Origin of the sequence: Actinoplanes sp. DH11 (assembly GCF_020873875.1) — a bacterium.
Taxonomy (GTDB): Bacteria; Actinomycetota; Actinomycetes; order Mycobacteriales; family Micromonosporaceae; genus Actinoplanes.
On sequence record NZ_JAHWGU010000022.1, the window covers coordinates 91,483 to 116,015 of the forward strand.

General features: G+C 68.7%; 24 protein-coding genes and 4 tRNA genes. 5 read left to right on the top strand and 23 right to left on the bottom strand.

Going from position 1 to position 24,533, the window contains the following annotated elements:
- Nucleotides 1-101: 101 nt before the first annotated feature.
- From LPA41_RS28445 to LPA41_RS28535, 19 genes are all read right to left on the bottom strand, one after another.
- On the bottom strand, nucleotides 102-584 hold the full coding sequence (locus tag LPA41_RS28445) for a hypothetical protein (protein ID WP_229073968.1): 483 nt from the start codon (nucleotides 582-584) through the stop codon (nucleotides 102-104).
- A gap of 65 nt (nucleotides 585-649) precedes the next feature.
- Nucleotides 650-1,006 carry a hypothetical protein gene (locus tag LPA41_RS28450; RefSeq protein WP_374238220.1) on the bottom strand — a complete coding sequence of 119 codons (357 nt, stop codon included), beginning with the start codon at nucleotides 1,004-1,006 and terminating at the stop codon, nucleotides 650-652.
- Between the two features lie 58 nt (nucleotides 1,007-1,064).
- Nucleotides 1,065-4,955 (bottom strand): DNA-directed RNA polymerase subunit beta', encoded by a 3,891-nt coding sequence (locus LPA41_RS28455; RefSeq protein WP_229073970.1) that lies wholly within the window; start codon nucleotides 4,953-4,955, stop codon nucleotides 1,065-1,067.
- A gap of 87 nt (nucleotides 4,956-5,042) precedes the next feature.
- A complete protein-coding gene (locus LPA41_RS28460) occupies nucleotides 5,043-8,483 on the bottom strand; it encodes a DNA-directed RNA polymerase subunit beta (protein WP_229073971.1) in 3,441 nt (1,146 codons plus the stop codon).
- 596 nt (nucleotides 8,484-9,079) lie between these two features.
- Nucleotides 9,080-9,466, bottom strand: coding sequence for a 50S ribosomal protein L7/L12 (gene rplL, locus LPA41_RS28465; RefSeq protein ID WP_229073972.1), 387 nt, complete (start codon nucleotides 9,464-9,466; stop codon nucleotides 9,080-9,082).
- A gap of 57 nt (nucleotides 9,467-9,523) precedes the next feature.
- On the bottom strand, nucleotides 9,524-10,072 hold the full coding sequence (gene rplJ / locus LPA41_RS28470; protein WP_229073973.1) for a 50S ribosomal protein L10: 549 nt from the start codon (nucleotides 10,070-10,072) through the stop codon (nucleotides 9,524-9,526).
- 320 nt (nucleotides 10,073-10,392) lie between these two features.
- Nucleotides 10,393-11,091 (bottom strand): hypothetical protein, encoded by a 699-nt coding sequence (locus LPA41_RS28475; RefSeq protein ID WP_229073974.1) that lies wholly within the window; start codon nucleotides 11,089-11,091, stop codon nucleotides 10,393-10,395.
- On the bottom strand, nucleotides 11,088-11,900 hold the full coding sequence (locus LPA41_RS28480) for an ATP-binding cassette domain-containing protein (RefSeq protein ID WP_229073975.1): 813 nt from the start codon (nucleotides 11,898-11,900) through the stop codon (nucleotides 11,088-11,090). The genes LPA41_RS28475 and LPA41_RS28480 overlap by 4 nt, the downstream gene beginning before the upstream one ends.
- A 74-nt stretch (nucleotides 11,901-11,974) precedes the next feature.
- Nucleotides 11,975-12,694, bottom strand: a complete 720-nt coding sequence (gene rplA, locus LPA41_RS28485; protein ID WP_229073976.1) for a 50S ribosomal protein L1 — start codon at nucleotides 12,692-12,694, stop codon at nucleotides 11,975-11,977.
- Between the two features lie 94 nt (nucleotides 12,695-12,788).
- The gene (nusG, locus tag LPA41_RS28490; RefSeq protein ID WP_229073977.1) at nucleotides 12,789-13,523 is read right to left on the bottom strand and encodes a transcription termination/antitermination protein NusG; all 735 of its coding nucleotides are present in this window, start codon (nucleotides 13,521-13,523) and stop codon (nucleotides 12,789-12,791) included.
- A gap of 47 nt (nucleotides 13,524-13,570) precedes the next feature.
- The gene (secE, locus tag LPA41_RS28495; protein ID WP_229073978.1) at nucleotides 13,571-13,936 is read right to left on the bottom strand and encodes a preprotein translocase subunit SecE; all 366 of its coding nucleotides are present in this window, start codon (nucleotides 13,934-13,936) and stop codon (nucleotides 13,571-13,573) included.
- A gap of 108 nt (nucleotides 13,937-14,044) precedes the next feature.
- A tRNA-Trp gene (locus tag LPA41_RS28500) sits at nucleotides 14,045-14,117 on the bottom strand.
- A gap of 81 nt (nucleotides 14,118-14,198) precedes the next feature.
- On the bottom strand, nucleotides 14,199-14,624 hold the full coding sequence (locus LPA41_RS28505) for a MaoC/PaaZ C-terminal domain-containing protein (RefSeq protein ID WP_229073979.1): 426 nt from the start codon (nucleotides 14,622-14,624) through the stop codon (nucleotides 14,199-14,201).
- Entirely contained in the window at nucleotides 14,621-15,076 is a 456-nt protein-coding gene (locus LPA41_RS28510; RefSeq protein ID WP_229073980.1) for a MaoC family dehydratase N-terminal domain-containing protein, read from the bottom strand. The genes LPA41_RS28505 and LPA41_RS28510 overlap by 4 nt, the downstream gene beginning before the upstream one ends.
- Before the next feature lie 70 nt (nucleotides 15,077-15,146).
- Complete coding sequence (rpmG, locus tag LPA41_RS28515) at nucleotides 15,147-15,314, bottom strand: 50S ribosomal protein L33 (RefSeq protein ID WP_014687739.1); 168 nt, start codon at nucleotides 15,312-15,314, stop codon at nucleotides 15,147-15,149.
- 112 nt (nucleotides 15,315-15,426) lie between these two features.
- Nucleotides 15,427-15,499 (bottom strand) — tRNA-Met (locus tag LPA41_RS28520).
- Nucleotides 15,500-15,548: 49 nt separating this feature from the next.
- Nucleotides 15,549-15,621, bottom strand: a tRNA-Thr gene (locus LPA41_RS28525).
- A 96-nt stretch (nucleotides 15,622-15,717) separates the two neighbouring features.
- The gene (locus LPA41_RS28530; protein WP_229073981.1) at nucleotides 15,718-18,246 is read right to left on the bottom strand and encodes a bifunctional diguanylate cyclase/phosphodiesterase; all 2,529 of its coding nucleotides are present in this window, start codon (nucleotides 18,244-18,246) and stop codon (nucleotides 15,718-15,720) included.
- Between the two features lie 58 nt (nucleotides 18,247-18,304).
- Complete coding sequence (locus LPA41_RS28535; protein ID WP_229073982.1) at nucleotides 18,305-18,451, bottom strand: hypothetical protein; 147 nt, start codon at nucleotides 18,449-18,451, stop codon at nucleotides 18,305-18,307.
- Nucleotides 18,452-18,709: 258 nt separating this feature from the next.
- Here LPA41_RS28535 and LPA41_RS28540 point away from each other — a divergent pair, with 258 nt between their 5' ends.
- Nucleotides 18,710-19,027 (top strand): hypothetical protein, encoded by a 318-nt coding sequence (locus LPA41_RS28540; RefSeq protein ID WP_229073983.1) that lies wholly within the window; start codon nucleotides 18,710-18,712, stop codon nucleotides 19,025-19,027.
- Between the two features lie 30 nt (nucleotides 19,028-19,057).
- Here LPA41_RS28540 and LPA41_RS28545 read toward each other — a convergent pair whose 3' ends face one another.
- Both LPA41_RS28545 and LPA41_RS28550 read right to left on the bottom strand, forming a co-directional pair.
- Nucleotides 19,058-19,693: a LysE family translocator gene (locus LPA41_RS28545; protein ID WP_229073984.1), complete on the bottom strand. Its 636-nt coding sequence runs from the start codon at nucleotides 19,691-19,693 to the stop codon at nucleotides 19,058-19,060.
- 57 nt (nucleotides 19,694-19,750) lie between these two features.
- On the bottom strand, nucleotides 19,751-20,242 hold the full coding sequence (locus tag LPA41_RS28550) for a YajQ family cyclic di-GMP-binding protein (RefSeq protein WP_229073985.1): 492 nt from the start codon (nucleotides 20,240-20,242) through the stop codon (nucleotides 19,751-19,753).
- 146 nt (nucleotides 20,243-20,388) lie between these two features.
- Between LPA41_RS28550 and LPA41_RS28555 the strand changes: the two genes are divergently transcribed.
- The 4 genes from LPA41_RS28555 to LPA41_RS28570 all read left to right on the top strand — a co-directional run bounded on the left by LPA41_RS28555 (nucleotide 20,389) and on the right by LPA41_RS28570 (nucleotide 23,057).
- Nucleotides 20,389-20,469: transfer RNA gene (locus tag LPA41_RS28555), tRNA-Tyr, on the top strand.
- A 204-nt stretch (nucleotides 20,470-20,673) separates the two neighbouring features.
- Nucleotides 20,674-21,279 carry a hypothetical protein gene (locus LPA41_RS28560; protein WP_229073986.1) on the top strand — a complete coding sequence of 202 codons (606 nt, stop codon included), beginning with the start codon at nucleotides 20,674-20,676 and terminating at the stop codon, nucleotides 21,277-21,279.
- Between the two features lie 63 nt (nucleotides 21,280-21,342).
- Nucleotides 21,343-21,864: a SigE family RNA polymerase sigma factor gene (locus LPA41_RS28565; RefSeq protein ID WP_229073987.1), complete on the top strand. Its 522-nt coding sequence runs from the start codon at nucleotides 21,343-21,345 to the stop codon at nucleotides 21,862-21,864.
- The gene (locus LPA41_RS28570) at nucleotides 21,861-23,057 is read left to right on the top strand and encodes a hypothetical protein (RefSeq protein WP_229073988.1); all 1,197 of its coding nucleotides are present in this window, start codon (nucleotides 21,861-21,863) and stop codon (nucleotides 23,055-23,057) included. The genes LPA41_RS28565 and LPA41_RS28570 overlap by 4 nt, the downstream gene beginning before the upstream one ends.
- Here LPA41_RS28570 and LPA41_RS28575 read toward each other — a convergent pair.
- Nucleotides 23,038-23,718 (bottom strand): MOSC domain-containing protein, encoded by a 681-nt coding sequence (locus LPA41_RS28575; protein WP_229073989.1) that lies wholly within the window; start codon nucleotides 23,716-23,718, stop codon nucleotides 23,038-23,040. The two genes, LPA41_RS28570 and LPA41_RS28575, sit on opposite strands and share 20 nt — an antisense overlap.
- Complete coding sequence (locus LPA41_RS28580) at nucleotides 23,715-24,527, bottom strand: GNAT family N-acetyltransferase (protein ID WP_229073990.1); 813 nt, start codon at nucleotides 24,525-24,527, stop codon at nucleotides 23,715-23,717. Before LPA41_RS28580 ends, LPA41_RS28575 begins: the two co-directional genes overlap by 4 nt.
- Nucleotides 24,528-24,533: the final 6 nt, after the last annotated feature.

Below are 24,533 nucleotides of genomic sequence, written 5' to 3' on the forward strand. Positions count from 1 at the left end.
CCGGGTGCTCCGGCGCGGCATCGCCGCGGTGCCGGATCCAGCGCGCGCACCCCCGGCGCGCGATGGCCATCACATGATCCGCAGGGCCGGTGCCCGGCCGTTCAGGACATCTGCAACATCAGTCCCAGCAACAAACCGAGCAGTCCTATTCCCGCGCCGGACGCCCCGCAGACGATGCCGGAGATCGCCACCCCGCGGCCGGTGAAGCGAACCCGGCCGGGCTGCCCGGACCTGCGGATCTGCCGCAGGGCGATCATCCCGGCGGCCACCGCTCCCCCGCCGGCCAGGACGCTGAGCAGCGTGAACGCGCCGCCCACCCAGGGGCCCCAGCCCTCGCTGGCGCCGAGCGCGCCGAAGCAGATCGCCACCACCGAGACCAAGATCGCACCGATGCCGGCAGCCAGCGAACCGATCGCCGGACCCGAGGTGATCGGCACGACACGCAGCTGCGCCAGACCGAACCCGGTACCGCCGACCGCGTCCACCCGTTCCAGCTCCCAGCCCGCGGCGGGCGGCGCCACCGGAGGCGGGCCGTGGAAGGGCTGCGGTGGCGGGCCGTAGAACGACTGCGGCGGCTGGGTCATGGCCAAAGCATGTCACCCGTACGCGCCGGGCCGCATCCCGCCCGAGGCGCCGCAACCGGCCGCGGTCAGTCGGTGCCGGGCGCGAAGTCCTGGCCGCCGGGCGCCGCGGCCAGATGCAGCAGACCGACGATCACGGCTACCACCAGGGAGGTGAGCGCCAGCACCAGACCCGCCCAGGCGAGCCGCCGGCCGCGCCGGATCCACGCCGTACCGGTGAGGTAGCCGCCGGCCGTGTACGCCTCACGGTGGCTCTGACGGGCCAGCAGCAGTGCCAGGGTGGCCGGAATGACACCGCCGACGAACGGTCCGGTGAGCAACCCGACAAGGCCCAGCGCGAAGACCGCCCGCGATTTCGTGGCGGGCACCGGCTCCGGGTCCAGCGGGTGGCGGGCAGGCACGACAGGAACGGTCACCCGGCCCATTCTAGGAACACCGATGGGGCGGCCGCGCCATGCGCGACCGCCCCATCGTCGTCAATCCTTAGCGGTACGACCCGAAGTCGAAGTCGTCCAGCGGCACAGCCTGCCCGCTGGCCGGCCCGAAGCCGTAGTCGGTCTCCGGGTACCCGGTCATCGAGTACACCTTCGCCTTGGCCTCCTCGGTCGGCTCGACCCGGATGTTGCGGTACTTGGAGATACCGGTACCGGCCGGGATGAGCTTACCGATGATGACGTTCTCCTTGAGGCCCACCAGCGAGTCGCTGCGCGAGTTGATCGCAGCGTCGGTGAGCACCCGGGTGGTCTCCTGGAAGGAGGCCGCGGAGAGCCACGAGTCGGTCGCGAGCGACGCCTTCGTGATACCCATCAGCACCGGGCGACCGGCGGCAGGCTCGCCACCCTCGCCGACGAGCCGGCGGTTCTCCGACTCGAAGAGCGCCCGGTCGACCAGCACGCCCGGCAGGAACTCGGTCGCGCCGGAGTCGATGACCGTCACCCGCTTGAGCATCTGGCGGATGATGATCTCGATGTGCTTGTCGTGGATGAGCACACCCTGCGAGCGGTAGACCTCCTGGACCTCACTGGTCAGGTGGACCTGGACCGCGCGCGGGCCCATGATGCGCAGCAGCTCGTGCGGATCGATGGTGCCCTCGGTGAGCTTCTCGCCGACGTTGACGTGGTCGCCGTCGTGCGCCCGCAGCTTGACCCGCTTCGAGATCTTGTCGTACACGATCTCGTCGGAGCCGTCGTCCGGGATCACGACGATCTTGCGCGAACGCTCGCCGTCCTCGATGCGGATGCGTCCCGGGGTGTCGGCGATGGGCGCCTTGCCCTTGGGAACGCGGGCCTCGAAGATCTCCTGGACACGCGGCAGACCCTGGGTGATGTCCTCACCCGCGACACCACCGGTGTGGAAGGTACGCATCGTCAGCTGCGTACCGGGCTCACCGATGGACTGGGCGGCGATGATGCCGACCGCCTCGCCGATGTCGACCGCCTTGCCGGTCGGCAGCGACCGGCCGTAGCAGGCCGCGCAGACACCCAGCTTCGACTCACAGGTCAGGACGCTGCGCACCCGGACGTTCTCGACGCCCGCCGCGACCAGCTTGTCGACCAGGATCGAGTTGAGGTCGTCACCGCGCGACACCACCCGGTTGCCGTTGGCGTCGTCGATGTCGTCGGCAAGCGTCCGGGCGTGGACGCCGGTCTCCGCGTGGGTGTGCACGACCAGGGTGCCGTCCGGCTCCCGCTCGCCCACCGCCATCGGGATCGCGCGGTCGGTGCCGCAGTCCTCCTCGCGGATGATGACGTCCTGCGAGACGTCCACCAGACGACGGGTCAGGTAACCCGAGTCGGCGGTACGCAGCGCGGTGTCGGCCAGACCCTTACGGGCACCGTGGGTGGAGATGAAGTACTCCAGCACGGTCAGACCCTCGCGGTACGACGAGGTGATCGGCCGCGGGATGATCTCACCCTTGGGGTTGGCCACCAGACCACGGATCGCGGCGATCTGCCGGAGCTGGAGGAGGTTACCGCGAGCGCCGGAGTTGATCATCACCCAGAGCGGGTTCTCCTGCGGCAGCGCGGTCTCCATCTCCTTGGAGATCTCGTTCGTCGCCTTGGTCCAGATCTCGATGAGCTCGCCGCGACGTTCCTCGGCGGTCATCAGACCACGCTGGTACTGCTTGTCGATCCGGTCAGCCTCGACCTGGTAGCGGGCCAGGATCTCCGGCTTGCGCGGAGGGCCGATGACGTCGCCCATGCCGATCGTCACACCGGACCAGGTGGCCCAGTGGAAGCCGGCCTCCTTGAGCGCGTCCAGGGTCGCCGCGAGGACGACCTTCGGGAAGCGCTCGGCGAGGTCGTTGACGATCGCCGACAGCTGACCCTTGCGGATCTCGTAGTTGACGTACCGATAGCCCACCGGCAGCGTCTCGTTGAAGATCACGCGGCCCAGGGTGGTCTCGACGGTGACCTGGTCACCCTCGGTCCACTCCTCCGGCGCGACCCACGGCTCGCCCTTGGCGCCGTTGTCGACACCGACGACACCCTGGAGGCGGAGCTTGATCGGCGCCTGCAGGTGCAGCTCGCCGTTGTCGTACGCCATCCGGGCCTCGGCGTCCGAGCTGAACACCCGGCCCTCGCCCTTGGCACCGGGCGTGAGGTGGGTCAGGTGGTACAGACCGATGACCATGTCCTGGGTGGGCATGGTGACCGGCTTGCCGTCGGCCGGCTTGAGGATGTTGTTCGACGACAGCATCAGGATCCGCGCCTCGGCCTGGGCCTCGGCGGACAGCGGCACGTGGACCGCCATCTGGTCACCGTCGAAGTCCGCGTTGAACGCGGTGCAGACGAGCGGGTGAATCTGGATCGCCTTGCCCTCGACCAGCTGCGGCTCGAAGGCCTGGATGCCGAGACGGTGCAGGGTCGGTGCGCGGTTCAGCAGCACCGGGTGCTCGCTGATGACCTCTTCCAGCACGTCCCACACGACCGGGCGCTGACGCTCGACCATGCGCTTGGCCGACTTGATGTTCTGCGCGTGGTTCAGGTCGACCAGGCGCTTCATCACGAACGGCTTGAACAGCTCCAGCGCCATCTGCTTCGGCAGGCCGCACTGGTGCAGCTTGAGCCGGGGGCCGACGACGATGACGGAACGGCCGGAGTAGTCGACGCGCTTGCCGAGCAGGTTCTGACGGAACCGGCCCTGCTTGCCCTTGAGCATGTCGGAGAGCGACTTGAGCGGGCGGTTACCCGGACCGGTGACCGGCCGGCCACGGCGGCCGTTGTCGAACAGCGCGTCGACGGCCTCCTGCAGCATCCGCTTCTCGTTGTTGACGATGATCTCGGGCGCGCCGAGGTCGATCAGTCGCTTGAGGCGGTTGTTGCGGTTGATGACCCGGCGGTACAGGTCGTTCAGGTCGCTCGTCGCGAAGCGGCCACCGTCGAGCTGCACCATCGGGCGCAGGTCCGGCGGGATGACCGGGACGCAGTCCAGGACCATGCCGAGCGGCGAGTTGCGGGTGTTCAGGAACGCCGCGACGACCTTGAGCCGCTTGAGCGCCCGGATCTTCCGCTGGCCCTTACCGGTGCGGATGATCTCCCGGAGGTTCTCCGCCTCGGCGTCCAGGTCCATGTTCTCGAGCAGGGCCTTGATGGCCTCCGCGCCCATGCCGCCGGTGAAGTACTCACCGAAGCGGTCGCGGAGCTCGCGGTAGAGCAGCTCGTCGGTGACCAGCTGCTTGGAGTCGAGCTTGCGGAAGGTGTCGAGCACCTCGTCGAGCCGGTCGATCTCGCGCTGAGCCTTGTCCCGGATCTGGCGCATCTCGCGCTCGCCGGCTTCCTTGACCTTGCGGCGCACGTCGGCCTTGGCACCCTCGGCCTCGAGCTCGGCGAGGTCCTGCTCCAGCTTGGCGGCCCGCTTCTCGATCTCGGAGTCACGGCCGTTCTCGGACTGGCGCTTCTCGGCGAAGATCTCGTTCTCGATGGTGGACATGTCACGGTGACGCGCCTCGGCGTCAACGCTCGTCACCACGTACGAAGCGAAGTAGATGATCTTCTCAAGATCCTTGGGCGCGAGGTCCAGCAGGTAACCCAGCCGGCTCGGCACACCCTTGAAGTACCAGATGTGCGTGACGGACGCGGCCAGCTCGATGTGCCCCATCCGCTCACGGCGGACCTTGGAGCGGGTCACCTCGACGCCGCAGCGCTCACAGATGATGCCCTTGAACCGGACGCGCTTGTACTTACCGCAGTAGCACTCCCAGTCCCGCTGCGGACCGAAGATCTTCTCGCAGAAGAGTCCGTCCTTCTCCGGCTTGAGGGTGCGGTAGTTGATCGTCTCAGGCTTCTTGACCTCGCCGTGCGACCACTGCCGGATGTCGTCAGCGGTCGCCAGGCCGATACGCAACTCGTCGAAGAAGTTGACGTCGAGCACTTGGACTATCCCTCGTGTTTCGTTGCTCGGGTGAATTCCAGGCCGGCGGGAACGTCCCCGGGGCGCGAACCCCGGGGACGTTTACCGTCAGATCTCTTCGACGCTGCTGACGCCCTCGTTCGGGCGTCGGGACAGGTCGATGCCGAGTTCCTCCGCGGCCCGGAAGACCTCGTCGTCGGTCTCGCGCATTTCCAGGGCCACGCCGTCGCTGGAGAGCACCTCAACGTTGAGGCACAGCGACTGCAGCTCCTTGAGCAGCACCTTGAACGACTCCGGGATTCCCGGCTCCGGGATGTTCTCGCCCTTGACGATGGCCTCGTAGACCTTCACGCGGCCCAGGACGTCGTCGGACTTGATGGTGAGCAGCTCCTGCAGTGCGTAAGCCGCACCGTAGGCCTGCATCGCCCAGCACTCCATCTCGCCGAACCGCTGGCCACCGAACTGGGCCTTACCACCGAGCGGCTGCTGCGTGATCATCGAGTACGGACCGGTCGACCGCGCGTGGATCTTGTCGTCGACCAGGTGGTTCAGCTTCAGGATGTAGACGTAGCCGACCGAGATCGGGTCCGGCAGCGGCTCACCGGAGCGGCCGTCGAACAGCTGCGCCTTGCCGTCACCGTTCACCAGGCGCTTGCCGTCCCGGTTCACCAGCGTCGACTCGAGCAGACCCTTGATCTCCTCCTCCTGGGCACCGTCGAAGACCGGGGTCGCGACGTTGCTGTCAGCAGGGGACTCGTGGGCGTCGATGGCGCGGAGCTGACGCTTCCAGTCGGCGTCCTCACCCTCGACCTGCCAGCCGGTCTTGGCGATCCACCCGAGGTGGGTCTCCAGGACCTGGCCGATGTTCATACGCGACGGGACACCGAGCGGGTTGAGCACGATGTCGACCGGGGTGCCGTCCTCGAGGAACGGCATGTCCTCGACCGGGAGGATCTTGGAGATGACGCCCTTGTTGCCGTGCCGGCCCGCGAGCTTGTCACCGTCCTGGATCTTCCGCTTCTGCGCGACGTAGACCCGGACCAGCTCGTTCACACCCGGGGGCAGCTCGTCGCCGTCCTCGCGGGAGAACGTGCGGACACCGATGACGGTGCCGGTCTCGCCGTGCGGAACCTTCAGCGAGGTGTCCCGGACCTCCCGGGCCTTCTCACCGAAGATCGCGCGCAGCAGCCGCTCCTCCGGGGTCAGCTCGGTCTCGCCCTTCGGCGTGACCTTCCCGACCAGGATGTCGCCGGGGACGACCTCCGCGCCGATCCGGATGATGCCGCGCTCGTCCAGGTCGGCGAGCATTTCCTCGCTGACGTTGGGGATGTCGCGGGTGATCTCTTCCGGGCCCAGCTTGGTGTCGCGGGCGTCGACCTCGTGCTCCTCGATGTGGATCGAGGTGAGGACGTCCTGCTGCACGAGGCGCTGCGACAGGATGATCGCGTCCTCGTAGTTGTGGCCTTCCCAGCACATGAACGCGACCAGCAGGTTGCGTCCGAGGGCCATCTCGCCCTCGTCGGTGCAGGGACCGTCGGCGATGACCTGGCCGGCCTCCACGCGGTCGCCCTCGAAGACGACCGGCTTCTGGTTGACGCAGGAGCCGGCGTTGCTGCGGCGGAACTTGTGCAGCAGGTAGGTCCGGCGGTGACCGTCGTCCTGGTGGACCGTCACGTAGTCGGCGCACAGGTCCTCGACCACACCGCCGACCTCGGCGACGACCACGTCACCGGCGTCGACAGCGGCCCGGTACTCCATGCCGGTGCCGACCAGCGGCGACTCCGCCTTGACCAGCGGAACAGCCTGACGCTGCATGTTCGCGCCCATGAGGGCACGGTTGGCGTCGTCGTGCTCGAGGAACGGGATCATCGCGGTCGCGACCGAGGTCATCTGCCGCGGCGACACGTCCATGTAGTCGACCTGCGAGCCAGGCACGTAGTCGACCTCACCGCCCTTACGGCGGACCAGGACGCGGTCCTCGGCGAACGTGTTGTCACTGGACAGCACGGCGTTCGCCTGGGCCTTGATGAAACGGTCTTCCTCGTCGGCCGTGAGGTAGTGCACCTCGTCGGTGACGACACCGTTCTCGACCTTCCGGTACGGCGTCTCGATGAAGCCGAACGGGTTGACCCGCGCGAACGTCGAGAGCGCGCCGATCAGACCGATGTTCGGACCCTCGGGCGTCTCGATCGGGCACATCCGGCCGTAGTGCGACGGGTGCACGTCACGGACCTCGAAGCCGGCCCGCTCACGGGACAGACCACCCGGGCCGAGCGCCGAGAGACGGCGACGGTGGGTCAGACCCGCGAGCGGGTTGGTCTGGTCCATGAACTGCGACAGCTGCGACGTGCCGAAGAACTCCTTGATCGCCGCCACCACGGGACGGATGTTGATCAGGGTCTGCGGCGTGATCGCCTCGACGTCCTGCGTCGTCATGCGCTCACGGACGACGCGCTCCATCCGGGACAGGCCGACGCGGACCTGGTTCTGGATGAGCTCGCCGACCGTCCGCAGACGGCGGTTGCCGAAGTGGTCGATGTCGTCGGCCTCGTAGCCCTCCTCACCGGCGTGCAGCCGGCAGAGGTAGTCCACGGTCTTGACGATGTCTTCCTCGGAGAGCGTGCCCCGGACGATCGGGACGTCGATCTCGAGCTTCTTGTTGAACTTGTACCGGCCGACCTTGGCGACGTCGTACCTCTTCGGGTTGAAGAAGAGGTTGTCGAGCAGGGTCTGCGCGTTCTCCCGGGTGGGGGGCTCGCCGGGACGCAGCTTGCGGTAGATGTCGAGCAGGGCTTCGTCCTGCCCGGCGATGTGGTCCTTCTCCAGCGTCGTCATGAGCAGCTCGGACCAGCCGAAGCGCTCACGGATCTGGTCGGCGGACCAGCCGATCGCCTTCAGCAGGACGGTGACGGCCTGCCGGCGCTTGCGGTCGATGCGGACACCCACGGTGTCGCGCTTGTCGATGTCGAACTCCAGCCAGGCACCCCGGCTCGGGATGACCTTGACGCTGGTGAGGTCGCGGTCGGAGGTCTTGTCCGGCTCCTTGGTGAAGTACACGCCCGGCGAACGGACGAGCTGACTCACCACGACCCGCTCGGTGCCGTTGATGACGAACGTCCCCTTGGGGGTCATCATCGGGAAGTCACCCATGAACACGGTCTGGCTCTTGATCTCGCCAGTGGTGTTGTTGGTGAACTCCGCGGTCACGAACAGCGGGGCACAGTAGGTCAGGTCCTTCTCCTTGCACTCCTCGATCGAGGCCTTGACCTCGTCGAAGCGCGGAGCTGAGAAGGACAGCGACATGGTGCCGGAGAAGTCCTCAATGGGACTGATCTCTTCGAGGATCTCTGCGAGGCCCGAGTGGGCGTGCGGGTCGTCCGTCGTCCGGGCCTGCCAAGCCTCGTTACCGACCAGCCAGTCGAACGAGTCCGTCTGGAGGGCGAGGAGGTTGGGGACCTCTAGCTGCTCGGTGATCCGGCCGAAAGAGACCCGGCGGGGTGCGTAAGCGCTCGACGTACGGCTGGTCTTCGCAGGGCGGGAAGCTGCCAAGATGCGTCCTTCCGAGGACCGGTGCTGCTATGCGGCTGAGTTGCTGATGCAACTGGTCTGCGTGCACTCCAATGAGCCCCCGGGAATCAATCCAGATGGATATCCCGACAGGCATCAAGACAGAAGGCAGCGCAAACTAGCAGTGTAGCCGCTCGGCTAACCGCTGTCCAGCCCACACCCGAGGTCGCCCGCGGAACCTGCCCCTGCCGGCGCTGACCTGCTCAAACGCAGTCAACCCGGGACGGGGCCGCTCAGAGACGCGGCAGCTCTCCCTCGGGTGCCGGTCTGCGGGACCGGTCGTCAAACCAGTTACCCACAGCGCGGCTGTCGCAAGCGCGGAAACTTGCTGATGTCAGCGTGCCTGTCAGGGGACACACAGTCAAGGGCTGTGCCGCGGGTCGGACCGGCACGGTCATCCACCCGACGCACCAAAGGGACCATAACGCATGAAAGATGAGCTTTGACAGGCTTTGACACCCGGCTCGGCCACCGTCCGGACCGACCCCGGTGACCAGCCGCGACATCCACCGGAAACACCGATGGCGGGGATCCCGGAGGACCCCCGCCATCGACGGAAAACGCTGGAGAGCGTTAGATCACTTGAGGGTGACCTTGGCGCCTTCGCCCTCGAGCTTGGCCTTGGCGGCCTCGGCCTTCTCCTTGTTGACGCCCTCGAGGATCGCCTTCGGCGCGCCCTCAACGGTGTCCTTGGCCTCCTTGAGGCCCAGGCCGGTCAGCTCACGCACGACCTTGATGACCTGGATCTTCTTGCCGCCGTCGCTCTCGAGGACGACGTCGAAGGAGTCCTGCTCCGCCGCGGCCTCGGGGGCGCCGCCACCGGCAGCCGGGCCGGCCGCGATCGCGACCGGAGCGGCGGCGGTGACCTCGAAGGTCTCCTCGAACTGCTTCACGAACTCGGAGAGCTCGATCAGCGTCATCTCCTTGAACGCGTCAAGCAGCTCGTCGGTGCTGAGCTTCGCCATATCTGGCAACCTTTCCTAGCTTTGAACTAAAAAGTTTGTTCGGAACCGCAAGGCCGATCAGGCCTCGGCGGAACCTTCTTCCTTCTCGCGCTTCTCCTGCAGGGCCGCCCCGAGGCGAGCCACCTGCGACAGCGGGGCCTGGAAAAGGCCTGCCGCCTTGGTCAGGTTGCCCTTCATGGCGCCGGCCAGCTTGGCCAGCAGCACCTCACGGGACTCGAGGTCAGCAAGCTTGTTGACCTCGTCCGCCGTGAGAGCCTTGCCCTCGAAGACACCGCCCTTGATGACGAGAACGGGGTGGGCCTTGGCGAAGGCACGAAGGCCCTTGGCCGCCTCGACCACATCACCCTTCACGAAGGCGAGCGCGGTAGGACCGGTGAACAGCGCGTCGAGACCCTCGATGCCCGCGTCGTTTGCCGCACGCTTCGCGAGGGTGTTCTTCGCGACCGCGTACTTCGCCTCGCTGCCCAGCGAGCGACGGAGCTCAGTGAGCTCCTTCACGGTGAGGCCGCGGTATTCGGTCAACACGGTGGCCGAAGAGGCACGGAAGTGATCCGTGAGCTCGTCAACAGCCGAAGCCTTGTCGGCCCGGACCGGCTTGTCCGCCATGTCCCTCCTCTCTCAGTGCTCAGCCACTGGTCGAGAGGGCCCGGACAAGCAAAACGCCCCGGCGCAGGGGCACGGGGCGACATCAGGCACGCAGCTTTCGCATGCTGGATCACAGCCGTTCTCCCTGCGCAGGTCGCCCGCTCGTGCGGAACCTTCGGCCGCGGCGTCCGTCTTGGTGACGGCCACTGCGGCGACCAGCGGTCTATGGGTGGAACTTCGAAAAGCAACAGTACGCGGACCGGCCGCCGAAACCAAATCGGGCCCGTCACGTCACACCCAGGGATTCCGCCCGGCCCGCCACCTGGGCAACGCGAGGACTCTCAGGACCGGCCGCGACGCAGGCGGGCGTAGAGCGCCAGGGCCGCCGCACACCACAGCAGCGCCCACCCGGCGAGTCCGAGCAGGACACCGGCGGCCGGGGCGGTCCCCTCGCTCAGCGCCCGTGCGGTCGCCATCACCGGAGGCGCCAGCCACGGTGCGATCGAACCACGCAGACCCAGCACCACCGTCAGCACCGAACCGGTGACCAGCACCGCGACACCGGGCAGCACCCGCCGGGTCACCGCCCGGCCGGACAGCGCGCCCAGCGCCAGCGCACCGAGCAGCGCGAGCAGGTGGGCCAGCACCCCCAGCAGCACACCGACCGCCGTGGACGGTTCGCCGGAACCCGGCAGCGGGCTGCGGATACCGCCGAACGGGATCGGAGCCAGCATTGCCAGCAGGCACACGCCCAGCCCGAGCACGGCGGCAGCGAGCAGGCCGGCGGCGGCCTCCCGGAGCCCTCCGACGGCGACGCGGGCCAGCCGGCGCTGCACGTCCGGCTCGGTGTCCAGCACCAGCTTGGTGATCCAGGCCAGCACCGCGAAGAGCGCCGCGGCCGAGTATCCGTATGCCGAGGCCGGCGGCGAGGCGGCGCCACCGTGCAGGACGGAGAGCACCACGAGCACCGCGACGAGGGGGGCCAGCGCGCGGCCGCTGCGCAGGAAGCCGGCCGTCCGCATCCGGGCGAGCGCGATCATCGGGGCTCCTCGGCGGTCGCGGACCTCTCCCGTACGCCCAGCACACGGTGACCGGAAGCCCGCAGCCGGACCACAGCCGCGTCGGCCTCGTGCCGGCGCACCACCACCTCCACGACCACGTCGTCCGCAGCGACCTCGCCCGCGGTCCGCTCGCCCGCCCTGGGCGGCTCGCCCGCGGCTCGCCCGGCCGTCGCCGACGGGCACGGCTCGGGTGCCTGGCGCAGCTCGCCGTCGGTGAGCAGCCAGTGCTCCGCGTCGGGGAGGCCGGCGATCTCGCCGCGGTGATCGCTCACCAGGACCGCTCCCCCGCCGCCGGTGACCTCGGCGACGATCTCCGGGACCAGGGTGCGGGAGGCGGCGTCCAGACCCTCCCAGGGCTCGTCGAGCACCAGCAGGCCGGGCGGGGCGAGCAGGGCCTGGGCAAGCCCCACCTTCTGCGCAGTGCCCTTGGAGAGATCGGTGAGCGCGGTGCCGGCGTGCGGTGCGAGGCCGAGGCGCTCCACCCACGGATCGGCGGCCGCCGGGGGCAGACCGCGCACCTGGGCCATCGCGCGCAGGTAGCCGATCGCGGTGAACGGCTGCGCGGCCGGAAAACGCTCCGGAACCCAGCCGACCACGGCCGGACGGTCCCGGACCGCGCCACGCACCGGGCGCAGGACGCCGGCGGCCAGCTGGAGCAGGGTGGACTTGCCGGCGCCGTTCGGGCCCAGCACCACCACGGTCCGGCCGGCCTCCACGGTGGCCTCGGCGCCGCGCAGGGCCCAGGGCGCGCGCCGGGCGTACCGGAACCAGACGCCCTCGAAACGCATGGCCGGAAGCCTCCCACGAAAAAGCCCCCGGGGATGTCCCCGGGGGCTTCGTTCGTTGCTGGAATCGCCGGCTGTCAGCCCTCGGACGAGTCGCCGCGCAGGTTCTTCACCGCGTTCGGGTCGATCTGCACGCCCGGGCCCATCGTGGTGGCGACGGTGACCTTCTTCAGGTACTTGCCCTTGGCGGCGGACGGCTTGGCCCGGAGGACCTCGTCGAGCACCGCGGCGTAGTTGTCGACCAGCTGCTCCGGCGAGAAGGACGCCTTGCCGATGATCATGTGCAGGTTCGAGTGCTTGTCCACCCGGAAGGTGATCTTGCCGCCCTTGATCTCGTTGACGGCCTTGGTCACGTCCATGGTGACGGTGCCGGTCTTCGGGTTCGGCATGAGGCCACGCGGGCCGAGGATCCGGGCGATGCGACCGATCTTGGCCATCTGGTCCGGCGTCGCGATCGCGGCGTCGAAGTCCAGCCAGCCACCCTGGATCCGGGCAACGAGCTCGTCGGTGCCGACCTCGTCGGCGCCGGCCGCGACGGCCTCCTCGGCCTTCGCGCCCTGGGCGAAGACGATCACGCGGGCGGTCTTACCGGTGCCGTGCGGCAGGTTGACCGTGCCGCGGACCATCTGGTCCGCCTTACGCGGGTCCACACCGAGGCGCATCGCGACCTCGACGGTGGCGTCGAACTTGACCGGGTTCGTCTCCTTGGCGAGAGCGACCGCGTCCTTGGGCTCGTAGAGCTTGTCGGCGTCGATCTTCGCCGCGGCGGCGCGGTAAGCCTTGCTGCGCTGTGCCATTTCTTTTACTCCTGTGGTTGTTGGCGGGGCCGCCTGGATGCGGCCCCTCCCACTGACATCGCCGAGCCCCCGCACGGTGGCGGAGCGCCCGCGATCAGATCTTGGTGACCTGGTTGAAGTTCAGCTCGACCGGGGTCTCCCGGCCGAAGATCGACACCAGGACCTTGAGCTTCTGCTGGTCGGCGTTGATCTCGCTGATCGAGGCCGGCAGCGAGGCGAACGCGCCGTCGGTGACCGTGACCGAGTCGCCGACCTCGAAGTCGAGGACCTTGATCTCGGGCTTCGCCTTCTTCTCCTCGGCCTGCACGGCCGGGGCCAGCCACTTCAGCACCTCGTCGAGCGAGAGCGGCGCGGGCCGGTCGACCCGGTCGGTGGCGCCGACGAACCCGGTCACGCCCGGCGTGTTGCGCACACACGAGTACGACTCGGGGGTCAGGTCCATCCGGACCAGGATGTAGCCGGGGAAAACCTTGGCCTGCACCTGGTTGCGCTTGCCGTTCTTGACCTCGACCTCTTCGCGGGTCGGAACCTCGACCTGGAAGATGAAATCCTCCATGTCGAGGCTCGTGATGCGGGTCTCGAGGTTCGTCTTGACCTTGTTCTCGTAACCGGCGTAGGAGTGCACCACGTACCAGTCGCCGGGCGCGTAACGCAGCTTCTGCCGCAGCTCCTTGACGGGGTCGTAGTCCTCGTCGGCCTCGGGCTCGGGCGCCTGGGTGGCGACCGGCTCAGCCGCCGCCTCTGCCGACTCGTCCTCTACCGACTCGTCGGTGTCCAGCGACGACTGCTCGTCAGTAGACTGCGCGGTCTCGTCGTCGTACTCAGGCACGCTCGCTCACTTCTCCAGATCAAGTCTTCAGGTCAGGGATCGACGGGCTAGCCGAGCGCCCAGAGGATGCCCTTGCCGAAGGCGTAGTCCAGGCCGGCCACGATGGCCGTCACGACCGTCACGAAGACGATCACGACGCTCGTGTAGGTCAGCAGCTCGCGGCGGGTCGGCCAGATGACCTTGCGGAGCTCGCTGACGACCTCGCGGAAGAAGCCACCCACGCGGCCGAGCGGGCCACCGCGACGCTTCTTGGCCTTGGGGCTGTCCGAGTCGGCCGAACGCTCGGCCACCGCGGTGCCACCGCCACGGGTCGCCGCGTCGTCGGCGTCGTCCGCCACGTCACCGCCGGTGGAGTCGTCGAGCAGCTCGTCGTCACCCGGGACGTCGTCACCGGGCCGGTCCTTGTCGGCCACTTCGCCCTACTCCCGTCGTCGGTGGGTCGTGATGTTCCCGTCAGCGCTCGACCGGACGCGGAATTTGTGCGGACCGCGCACCGGGCGGGCACGTCGAGGAGGAATGCGCAGGGGTGACAGGACTTGAACCTGCAGCCTGCGGTTTTGGAGACCGCTGCTCTGCCAATTGAGCTACACCCCTTCGCGGGACCTGGGCCATTAACGGCTCAGAACCCCACGGCGCACCAGTGTACGGGTACGCCCGGCGTTATCCCAACCCGGGCTACCGCTTCCTGATGAGCGCCTGTGCCAAGGACAGTACCTTGTCGCCGTTGCACGTGGCGGTCAGGCTCAGCCGGGTGTGTCCCTCGGCGGTGATCTCCTTCACCGTGCCGGTCACGACGACCTCGGTGCCCTCGTCCGTGTCGGGCACCGGAACCGGCCGTGCGAAGCGCACGCCGAACTCGACGACGGCGTCCGGGGCACCGGCCCACGCCGTGACCGCGCGACCGACCAGGGCCATGGTGAACATGCCGTGCGCGATGACGCCGGGCAGGCCGACCGCCGTCGCCGTCCGCTCACTCCAGTGGATCGGGTTGAAGTCACCCGAGGCGCCCGCGTAACGCACCAGATCCGCCCGGGTGACCCGGAAGGTATGAGGCTGAAGAACCTCGACAGTGCTGACTGATTCGCTCGCAAGCTCGCTCATGCCGCCCCCTCGACGCCGCGCTGCACCAGTTTCGACCAGACCGTGACGACCGGGTCGCCGCCCTCGGTGCTGACCTCGGTCCGGGTGGTGATGAACTCGTGCCCGCCGCGGCTGGTGATCTCCTCGACCGAGTTCACACAGACCAGGGCGTCGCCGGCGACAACCGGGCGGGTGTAGGCGAAACGCTGGTCGCCGTGGACCACGCGGGTGTAGTCGAGGCCGAGCTCCGGGTCCGAGATGATCTGCCGGCTGGCAGCCATCGTGAACACGATCGGGAAGGTGGGAGGAGCCACCACGTCGGCGTAGCCGGCGGCACGGGCAGCTTCGGGGTCGAGGTATTCCGCGTCGGTGGCACCGATCGCCCGGGCGAACTCACGGATCTTCTCCCGGCCCACGAGATAGGGCTCGGTGGCGGGCCAGCTGCGGCCGACGAAGGACTGGTCCAGGGACATGCCCCACAAACTACTCTGCGCCGCCCGGAAGACTCCGGACGGCGCAGGGTGAAACTCTTGGTGCGGAAGCTCAGCGCGTCTCGCGGTGCAGGGTGTGCTTCCCGTCGCGCGGGCAGAACTTCTTCAGCTCAACCCGGTCCGGGTCGTTACGCCGGTTCTTCTTGGTGATGTAGTTCCGGTCCTTGCACTCCGTACACGCCAGGGTGATCTTCGGACGGACGTCGGTCGCCTTGGCCACGGCGGGGTGCCTTCCTGCTAACGGGTTCTAACTGACGACGTACCAGCGTAGACGCTGAGGCGGTCGCTCTGCAAAGTGAACCCCGGGATCGAGGTCACTTGGGATATCACAGTAGCGGTGGCCGGACTTGAACCGGCGACACAGCGATTATGAGCCGCTTGCTCTGCCATCTGAGCTACACCGCCGAGCCAGGCTCCAGTTCATCGCCGGCGGGGCGGGGAACGAACCCGGTTGAGCCCCCTTACGGAATCGAACCGTAGACCTTCTCCTTACCATGGAGACGCTCTGCCGACTGAGCTAAGGGGGCTTGCCGCTTCGCGATCTCTCGCTCGCTGCAGAAGTAAGACTACACGGCCGCCTGCCAGGGGTGAAATCGGTACCCCCCTGCCCGTGAAAGCGCTGGTCAGATCACCGCTCGAAGCCTGCGGACCTCACCTGTCGGCGTCGTTTCCGGCTCGGTCTGGGCGCTCAGCCAGGCCTCCAGACGCTCGTACGGCAACGGCCGGCTGAACAGGTATCCCTGACCCAGCTCGCAGCCCATCTCCTCGAGCAGTTCGAGGGTGAGTTCGCTCTCCACGCCCTCGGCCACCACGGTCAACCCGAACTCCCGGGACAGGCCGATCACCGCACGGACGATCGCGAGGTCACCGGAGTCGGTCGCCATGCCCTGCACGAACGTGTCGTCGATCTTCACCTCGTGCACCGGCCACTGGCGCAGGTAGGCGAGGGAGGAGGCACCCGTACCGAAATCGTCCACGCTCAGCCGGACGCCCAGATCGCGCAGGCGGTAAAGGGTGGGCAGCACCCGCTCAATGTCACTGAGCATGCCGGGCTCGGAGATCTCGAAGGTGAGCTGGCCGGGGTCGACCCCGTACTCCGCGAGCATCTCGGCGACCAGCTCCGGGAAACGGGAGTCGAGCAGCGTACGCGCGGAGAGGTTGACCGCCACCGACAGCGGCCGGTCCGCGTCGGCCCAGTCCCGGCAGTGCCGCAGGCCGGCGCCGAGCACCACCTCGGTGAGCCGGGCCAGCTGGCCGGTGTGCTCGGCGACCGCCACGAAGTCCTCCGGCGCCACCTCGCCGTGCGCCGGGTGCACCCAGCGGGCCAGGCACTCCACGCCGACCACGTGCCGGTCGGCGAGCGTCACCATGGGCTGGAAATAGACCTCCAGCTGGCCGTTGTCCAGGGCCCGGCGCAGGTCGGCCGCGATGCCCAGGCGACGGACCGCACGCGACTCCAGGGCCGGGTGGAAGGGCTGCACCCCGTACGGGAGCGCCTTCGCCGCGTTCGCCGCCAGCTCCGCACGCTGAAGCAAGGTCTCCGGATCACTGCCGTGGTCAGGGTAGACCGCCACCCCGACGGCGGTGTCCACGTCGAGAGTGAGCGAGCCGACGGCGAGCGGGCCACGCAGTCGCTCGCGCATCTGGGTGGCCAGGGTGATCGTCGCTTCCAGGCTCTCCGTCCGCAGCGTGACGACGAACTCGTCGCCGCCGATCCGGCCGACCAGGGCACCCGAGTCGGCGATGCCGCGCAGCCGGGCCGCGACCTCGGAGAGCAGCTTGTCGCCGGCCGCGTGGCCCATCGACTCGTTGACGTTGCGCTGGCCGTCCACGTCGAAGAGGACCACCGCGACGACTTCGCGCTCGGCGTGCACCTTCACCGACTCGGCCAGCGCGTCGACGACGCGGCGGCGGTTGGGCATGCCGGTGAGGCGGTCGTGGTAGGCGTCGTAGCGGAGCCGGTCGACCAGGCGCGAGTTCTCCACGGCGACCGCGGCGTGCGCGCCGATGGTCTCCAGCACCTGGATGTCGCTGTCCCGGAAGGTGCGCGTCTCGCCGACCCGGTTCACGACCTCGAGGGTGCCGATGGTGGCCTGCCCGGACCGCAGCGGGATCACCACGATGTCCTTGACCCGGGCGGCCCGCAGGTGCTCCCGCAGGTGTTCGGTCTCCGGGAACGAGGGGCCCACCGCGATCGCCCGCTGCTGTTTGATCGCGAGGTCACGGACGGCGGCCGGTGTGGGCGACAGGTCGAGCAGGCCCTTGTTGTCGACCTGCGCGGTGAGCAGCACCTCCGGGTAGCGCTCCTGCGGAGCCAGCCAGATGGTCGCGTACTCCGAGCGCATCAGCGCGCGCATCCGGCTGAGCAGGGCGTCCGGCAGGCTGTTGTCCGAGCTCTCCTTGCGGATCGCCTGGGTCAGCTCGTAGACGTCGGCGAGCGTGCGGTGCTGCCGGAAGAAACCGGCGAACGAACGCAGCACCAGGATCAGCGCGACCACCAGCACAGCCAGCAGCAGCGCCGACCACTCGGTGGCGTCGAGCGCGATGAGGAAGAGCAAGCCGACGGCGACGTTGATGCCCGAGATGACGAAGCCCGGCGTGCTGGCCCGGAGCACGTTCTGGCCGGCTCGCGGGCTCTGCACCACACTCATCACGCCGACCAGGCCGCCCAGCTGCACGACCAGGATGACCGCCGTCGCGGCGAGGAGGATGCCCCAGGTGCCCGGTCCGACCCCGCGGATCTTGGGGAACGCCTCTATCACCAGCATCGCGGCCGAGATGCTGGCCGCGGCCTTGGAGACGTTGAACCACATCTTGACCGGCGTGACCTTGGTCCACACCTGGCCGACAAGCTGCCCTACGGTGATGACAACGATCATCATCACCGGCGACAGGTAATAAAGCCCCAGAATGAGCGGGACCTCGGTCACCGCCATGTCGAACGAACTGCGCCCGATCACGACGTTGAATACGGCGAGCGAGGCGACGACGAAGAGGACCAGGATCAGGAGACCGCCGAGCCAGTCGCGGTACCAGTACGGATCAGCGATCCAGAAACCGATGATGCTGGCGAGGGCAAAGAGAAATAAGGGACCGGTGATCAGCCACGCGTATTGCGCGGAACGCTGCCGTACTCGCGGACGCCCGCCCATCGCGCTCCTTCGTCAGCTGACGCGATCCGGCAGCTAGGCCGATCGTCCCCGGTGGCGCTCAGCTCCAGCTGAAATCGAGCGTGCTCATCCGAACGGACGCGACCTCGTCGGCGGACGCCTGGCCGGCCCCCGTGGCCACGCCACCGAAGACGGCAGCGAGCACCAGAACCAAGCCGGCAAGACGGCCGAGCTTCCTTGCAGACATGTATGGCTCCTGTGGTGGAGGTGGTGTCGGATGGAGGTTCCATGATGGTGCCACACCGCATGTGCGACGGGGAGTGTTCACCGGCGGGTCGCCGCGCCCAGCGACCAAATCCTGGCCGAACGGCTGAGTTGGCACCGGCTTTCTTAGGTAGACACTTAGCGGCTTTGTGGGCGATTTAAGCGAAGAAGTAAGGGCAATTCCTCGCGTCTCCGTCAGGGTGCCTTGACGTCAAGCTGACCTGACGAAACGCTGGTCGGCATGACACCCGACGAACTGGAGCGACGGCACACCCTGCTCACCGCCACCAGCCGGTACGACGAGTTGCGGATGCGCGACGCGCTTGCCGTCCTGAACCCGGACACGGGCGCCGCCGCCCTCACCGCCACCGAGATGCTGGAGATGCTCGCGCTCAGCGAAGTGGTGATCCGCAAGGCCGGGTACGGGCGGCAGACCACCATCCGCTCGGCCCGTGCCGCCGGAGCGTCCTGGGCTCAGATCGGGGCCGCCGTCGGGAGCAGCAAGCAGGCCGCCTGGGAGGCGCATCAGCGGTGGCTCGACGCCCGGGAAGAACAGTGACCGCCACCGGCCTGTGCCGCCGGCGACCCTTTACCTGCTGGACAGGCCCAGCTTGAGGCCGAAACCGATCAGCGCCGCACCGGTGCCGGCATCGACGGTACGCCGCACCGCGCGCCTGGACAGGAAACCCCGCGCCGCCTGCGCCGCCATGATGATCATGGTGAACCAGAGCAGGCCTTCAAGATCGTGCACCAGAGCCAGGAGCAGCCCCATCCCGAGCGGCGACACACCCGCCGGCAGGAACTGCGGAATCACCGCCAGATAGAAGGCGCCCACCTTCGGGTTCAGCAGGTTCGTCAGCAGGCCCCGGCCGAACGTGTTCCACAACGACGGCGCGGACTCCGGCGCCTCCGGTCCGGCCGACGGGTCGTCCCGCCGGAAAACGCCGCGAATCATCCGTACGCCCAGATAGGCCATGTAGGCCGCACCCAGAATGCGCAGCACCGTGTACGCCGTCGAAGACGCGGCCAGAAGGGCCGCGGCGCCGACGGCGGCCGCGGCACCCCAGACAAGAGCGCCCACGTTGATGCCCAGCGCCGTGGCGAAAGCGGGACCGCGGCCCATCGTGACGGCGGCCCGCAACACCAAGGCGGTGTCGAGGCCGGGAGTGATGGTCAGCAGCGCCCCGAGGAGAGCGAAGGAGAGAACAGCGTCCAGGAGCGTCACAGCTCATTCTCCCGCGGGTCTCCTCGGCGCCTTCCGCCCCTGCCCCCGGCCGCCGGCTCAGCGGTAGTTCGTGAACTGCAGGGCGACGCCGAAATCCTCCTGCTTGAGCAGTGCGATCACTGCCTGCAGGTCATCCCGCTTCTTAGCGGTCACCCGCAGCTGGTCACCCTGGATCTGCGGCTGCACACCCTTCGGGCCCTCATCCCGGATCTTCTTGCTGATCGCCTTGGCCTTGTCCGAGTCGATGCCCTCGACAACCTTGAGATCAATCTTGTACGTCTTGCCGGACTGCCGCGGCTCACCGGCATCCAGCGACTTCAGGGAGATGTTCCGCTTCACCAGCTTCTCCTTGAAGACGTCGAGCGCGGCCGTGGCCCGCTCCTCGGTCTCCGAGGTGATGGTGAACGCCTCCCCCGACTTGGCGACGACGGTGCCGGTGCCCCGGAAGTCGAACCGGGTGCTGAGCTCCTTCTCCGCCTGGTTGAAAGCGTTGTCGACCTCCTGCCGGTCGACCTTGCTGACGATGTCGAACGACGGGTTGGCTGCCATGATCAAACTCCTGCGGCTGGGCTCGTGTCCTCTTGATCCGGGGGCTCAACGTCCCCCGCGACATGCCGACCGTACCCGGTTGCGGGGGCCGCCTGCGGGACCGCTATCCTTATGTCCGCTGCTGCGGGAGACCGCGGTGGTTCCCAGGCGGGTTGCCCGAGCGGCCAATGGGAGCGGACTGTAAATCCGTCGCGAAAGCTACAGAGGTTCGAATCCTCTACCCGCCACAGGGAAATAGACGGCCCCGAGAGCTGCGGAAACGCGCTCCGGGGCCGTTCTCGTTGTGATCCGCTGAGCACAGCAGGATTGGCCGTCCAAGCGTCCTCCAAACTCCACACATGACTCGTGGATGGCTCTGCTGTGCCGGATGGGAGACAACCGCCTGGTTCGGGCGGGCGCGGTGGCGGAGGGTTGGCGGGAAGGGTCAGCCGTTGCGTCTGGAGGTGTCCTTGAGCGTCGCCGGGCCGTTGATCGCTCTTGCCGGGGTTGTTGTCGGCGCCGTGCTGTCGTATGCGTTCGCGCTGCTGGGGGAAAGCCGGCGGGAGCGGTGGGCGCTCGGCCGTGAGTGGCGGGAACGCCGTCTCCGGGCCTACGGGGATTTCCTTGCTGACGTGAAGCGGATGCGGAGCGTTGCCGCACGTATCGCTGCGGGGGTCGGCCTCGACGAGCATGCGCCTCCGCTGGCTCGGGACGAGGGGTTGGGCCTGCTGGCGGAGGCCAACATGGCGCGTGGCGGATCGTTCGAGGCACTGGCGCTGATGGCGGACCGTGATCTGGTCGAGGCGGCGCGGGCGCTGAATCGGGCGGTCTGGCGGCTGGAGTGGTTCGCCCGGGGGTTGCTGGATGACAGCGACGTCGAAGGCTGGCACGTCGGGGTTCGGGACTACTTCGAGGCGATCAACCGCTTTCACGAACTGGCCCGCGAGGAACTCGGGGTGACCGGGAGCTTTTCACCCCGCGAGGCTGAGGGGTCGCCCCGGGAGCTGTACGAGCGGGAGCGACAGGCCCGGACCGGGGGTTCACGGGCCGGTGGGTGAGAAATCGATACAACCTGTTCTCCTCGGTTCGCGTCTATCTGGTGACTGCGGACGGGGAACGGGATGGATGACGACTATCTGGCTTATGTGAACGGGCGGCTGCCGGCGCTGCGCAGGTTGGCGTTTCTGCTCAGTGGGGACCGGGACCAGGCGGACGACCTGGTGCAGGAGACGATCACGAAGTTGTATGCGCGCTGGCCCCGGATCTCGCGGGCGGAGAACGTGGACGCCTACGTGCACACGATGATCGTGCGGGCGTTCCTGGACGAGAAGCGGCGCGGGTGGTGGCGGGTCGGGTTGTTCGGGTCGGCGCCGGAACGGGCGGCCGCGGCGGGGCCGGCGGTGGAGGACCGGACCATGGTGCGGGCCGCGCTGTCGCGGGTGCCGCCCCGGCAGCAGGCGGTGCTGGTGCTGCGGTTCCTCTGTGATCGGCCGGTGGCGGAAGTGGCCCAGATCCTGGGGTGTTCCGAGGGCACGGTGAAGAGCCAGACGTCGCACGGCCTCACCGCACTGCGCCGCATCCTCGGCGAACCGGTGGCACTCAACCAACGAAGCGAAGGACCCGGCGGAGGGGGAGCTCGATGAACGACGAGGAGTACGGGGCCCTGCTGCTGCGTCCACTGGACAGCGGCACCCCGGACGGGCCCAGCGCGGTCGACGTGCGGAAGGCGATGCGGGACGGGCTGCGGGTTCGCCGGGTGCGGACGTGGTCGGCGGCGGCGACCGTCACCGCCGGGGTGGCCGCGGTCGTCACCGGCGGGGTGCTGGCGCTGGCGCCGCCCCGGACGCCGGACCGGCTGCCGCCGGTGCTGCCGGCGGACCCGGGGGTTCCGGCGGCCTGCACGCCCGCGGCGCTGCCCACCGGTGCGGCGGGTTCGGCGGGTGTCACCGGCGGCGACCCGACCGGGGTTTACCTGGTCGGGACCACCGAGCCGGTCGCCGGCGGCGCGCACGGTGTGCTGGTGTGGCGGGACGGGAAGCTGGTCGAGGAGATCGCGTCGACGAGTCCGAAGGTGTCGATGACGGACATCAACACGTCGGGGACAGCGGTCGGTGCCACCGTCGAGGGCACCACGACGCCGTTCGCGCTGCACGACGGGGCGGTGAAACGGATGAAGGGTACGGGCAGCGCGGTCGCGATCAACGAGGCCGGCACGATCGCCGGCGAGACGGAGTCACGCTCGGGAAGGCTTCCGCAGCGCTGGGCGTCGTGGGACGCCGAACCGCAGATGATGCCGATGCCGGACGGGATGACCGGGGGGCAGGCGTACGACATCACCGAGGACGGCACCGTGCTGACCTCGGTCGGCGACGGGACCCGCAACCGGGCATACCTGTGGCACGCCGACGGTTCGGTGGAACCGATCGACCCGCCAGACCTGGGGCCGGACCAGGAGTTCGTCCAGCCACTCGCGTTCCGTTTCGGCTGGGTCTACGCCCAGGTCAACACGCCGGCGGTGAGCCGCACCGGGCCGGGCGGCCTCGGTCAGTCGATCTACCGATACGAGCCGGGCAGCCGGACCTGGCAGCAGCTCACCACCGAGTCGTACGCCGTGCAGGTGTCCGGCCCGCACCGGATGGCGAACATGTTCATGCAGGACGAGCCGGCCGTCTACGTCGGCAAGGAGGTGCTTCGCCTGCCGCCGCTGAAGTTGCACGACGACGACTCGTTCAGCGTCACCGTGGTCAGCGACAACGCCCGTGTGGTGGCCGGGGCGAACCTGAGCGGCATCGCCGCCGAACGGCCGGTGCACCCGGTCATCTGGCGCTGCCGGTAGCCCGGGCCAGGCGCTTCTCGATCTCCCTGCGCGTCGACGGGGGCAGGGAGTCGGCGACCAGCAGCCGGGGCAGCCGGTCCTGGTCGTGCATGTAGATGTCGAACGCCTCGGCCACGGTGAGTCCGTGGCCGGGGCGGTCGGTCACGTCCACCCGGTCACCGGCGCGGATCTCGCCAGGTTCGAGGATCCGCAGGTAGGCGCCGGTGCGGTTGGCCTCGGCGAACCGGCGGACCCAGCGCGGCTCGCCCATCCGATGCTGGAACGTGGCGCACGGGATCCGGCCGAACGTGCACTCCAGGACCACGCCGGACGGGAAACGCCACCGTTCGCCGATCACCGCGCCGAGCAGGTCCAGCCCTTCGGTGGTCAGGTTCTCGCCGTAGGTGCCGTTCGGCAGCTCCCGGCCCAGCTCGGCCTCCCACCAGGTGTAGTCCTCACGGGAGTACGCGTAGACGGCCTGATCGTCGCCACCGTGGTTCTTGGTGTCGCCGATGTGGTCGCCGACGACGCCGCTGTGCAGGCCGGTCGTTTTCGGGCCGGGCGGCCGGACCGTGATCGGGCCGTCGACGGGCCGCTTGCCGATGCCCGTCGACGGGGCACCCTTGGCCGGGTTGGGTTCGGACGCGCCGACGTTGACGGTCAGGACGATGCCACTGCTCATGAGGAGAACTCCACCACCGCTCGGTCTTCGATCGGCCGGTAGCCCAGCCGCTGGTAAAGGGCATTGCTCGTCGGGTTGGCCACGTCGGTGAAGAGGGCCACGTCGGCGGCGCCGTCGGCCAGGGCGGCCCGGGTCGCCGCGGCCGTCACCGCGCCGCCGTAACCCTGCCGGCGGTGCTCGGGCGGGGTCCAGACATGCTGGATGCGGGCCATGCCGGCCCGGACCCGGGTGCGGGCGGCCATCGCGACGGGCACTCCCCCGGCCTCCCAGAGCGTGATGCCGCCGTAGGCGAGACGGGCACCCACGAAGTCACCGGCCGGTCGTTCCCCGATCGACTCGTGGAACGCCTCGACCCAGCCGGCGAGCAGGGAACGGTCGGCGTCGGTCGCGGTGCGGGCCGCGCCGGCCGCCGGGAGCGGGGTCAGCGCGGCGAGGCGGTGGAGCCGGGTCCGCATGCCGACGGTGAACGGACGGCCCGCGGTGAGCGCCGGCACGTCACGCTCCAGCAGGTTCACCGCGGCCGGCCGGCGATCGGCGAGGGCTTCGGTCAGGGCCGGGATCGCCTCGGCGGGGACCTCGCTGAGTATCAGCGGGTGCGGCGGTGTCCGCATCAGCACGCCGGAGACCTCGCCGGCGTCCGGGCCCCACCAGCCGAAGAACGGTTCGCTCCGCCCGTACACCTGGGGGCCCTGCAGGCGCAGGGTGTCGATCAGGGTGAGGAAGACGGTGTGCCGGACCGGGTCGGAGAGCAGGAAAGTCGCGGAGATCTCCGCGAATCGCTCGATGTCCGTGGTCAGGTGCCAGCGCATCCGGCC

What these genes read in the sequence shown, in the direction of transcription:
- LPA41_RS28445 (WP_229073968.1), bottom strand. Translation starts at nt 584, where the DNA reads ATGACCCAGCCGCCGCAGTCGTTCTACGGCCCGCCACCGCAGCCCTTC.
- LPA41_RS28450 (WP_374238220.1), bottom strand. Translation starts at nt 1,006, where the DNA reads ATGGGCCGGGTGACCGTTCCTGTCGTGCCTGCCCGCCACCCGCTGGAC.
- rplL (WP_229073972.1), bottom strand. Translation starts at nt 9,466, where the DNA reads ATGGCGAAGCTCAGCACCGACGAGCTGCTTGACGCGTTCAAGGAGATG.
- rplJ (WP_229073973.1), bottom strand. Translation starts at nt 10,072, where the DNA reads ATGGCGGACAAGCCGGTCCGGGCCGACAAGGCTTCGGCTGTTGACGAG.
- LPA41_RS28475 (WP_229073974.1), bottom strand. Translation starts at nt 11,091, where the DNA reads ATGATCGCGCTCGCCCGGATGCGGACGGCCGGCTTCCTGCGCAGCGGC.
- LPA41_RS28480 (WP_229073975.1), bottom strand. Translation starts at nt 11,900, where the DNA reads ATGCGTTTCGAGGGCGTCTGGTTCCGGTACGCCCGGCGCGCGCCCTGG.
- rplA (WP_229073976.1), bottom strand. Translation starts at nt 12,694, where the DNA reads ATGGCACAGCGCAGCAAGGCTTACCGCGCCGCCGCGGCGAAGATCGAC.
- LPA41_RS28505 (WP_229073979.1), bottom strand. Translation starts at nt 14,624, where the DNA reads ATGAGCGAGCTTGCGAGCGAATCAGTCAGCACTGTCGAGGTTCTTCAG.
- LPA41_RS28510 (WP_229073980.1), bottom strand. Translation starts at nt 15,076, where the DNA reads ATGTCCCTGGACCAGTCCTTCGTCGGCCGCAGCTGGCCCGCCACCGAG.
- LPA41_RS28530 (WP_229073981.1), bottom strand. Translation starts at nt 18,246, where the DNA reads ATGGGCGGGCGTCCGCGAGTACGGCAGCGTTCCGCGCAATACGCGTGG.
- LPA41_RS28535 (WP_229073982.1), bottom strand. Translation starts at nt 18,451, where the DNA reads ATGTCTGCAAGGAAGCTCGGCCGTCTTGCCGGCTTGGTTCTGGTGCTC.
- LPA41_RS28540 (WP_229073983.1), top strand. Translation starts at nt 18,710, where the DNA reads ATGACACCCGACGAACTGGAGCGACGGCACACCCTGCTCACCGCCACC.
- LPA41_RS28550 (WP_229073985.1), bottom strand. Translation starts at nt 20,242, where the DNA reads ATGGCAGCCAACCCGTCGTTCGACATCGTCAGCAAGGTCGACCGGCAG.
- LPA41_RS28565 (WP_229073987.1), top strand. Translation starts at nt 21,343, where the DNA reads ATGGATGACGACTATCTGGCTTATGTGAACGGGCGGCTGCCGGCGCTG.
- LPA41_RS28570 (WP_229073988.1), top strand. Translation starts at nt 21,861, where the DNA reads ATGAACGACGAGGAGTACGGGGCCCTGCTGCTGCGTCCACTGGACAGC.
- LPA41_RS28575 (WP_229073989.1), bottom strand. Translation starts at nt 23,718, where the DNA reads ATGAGCAGTGGCATCGTCCTGACCGTCAACGTCGGCGCGTCCGAACCC.
- LPA41_RS28580 (WP_229073990.1), bottom strand. Translation starts at nt 24,527, where the DNA reads ATGCGCTGGCACCTGACCACGGACATCGAGCGATTCGCGGAGATCTCC.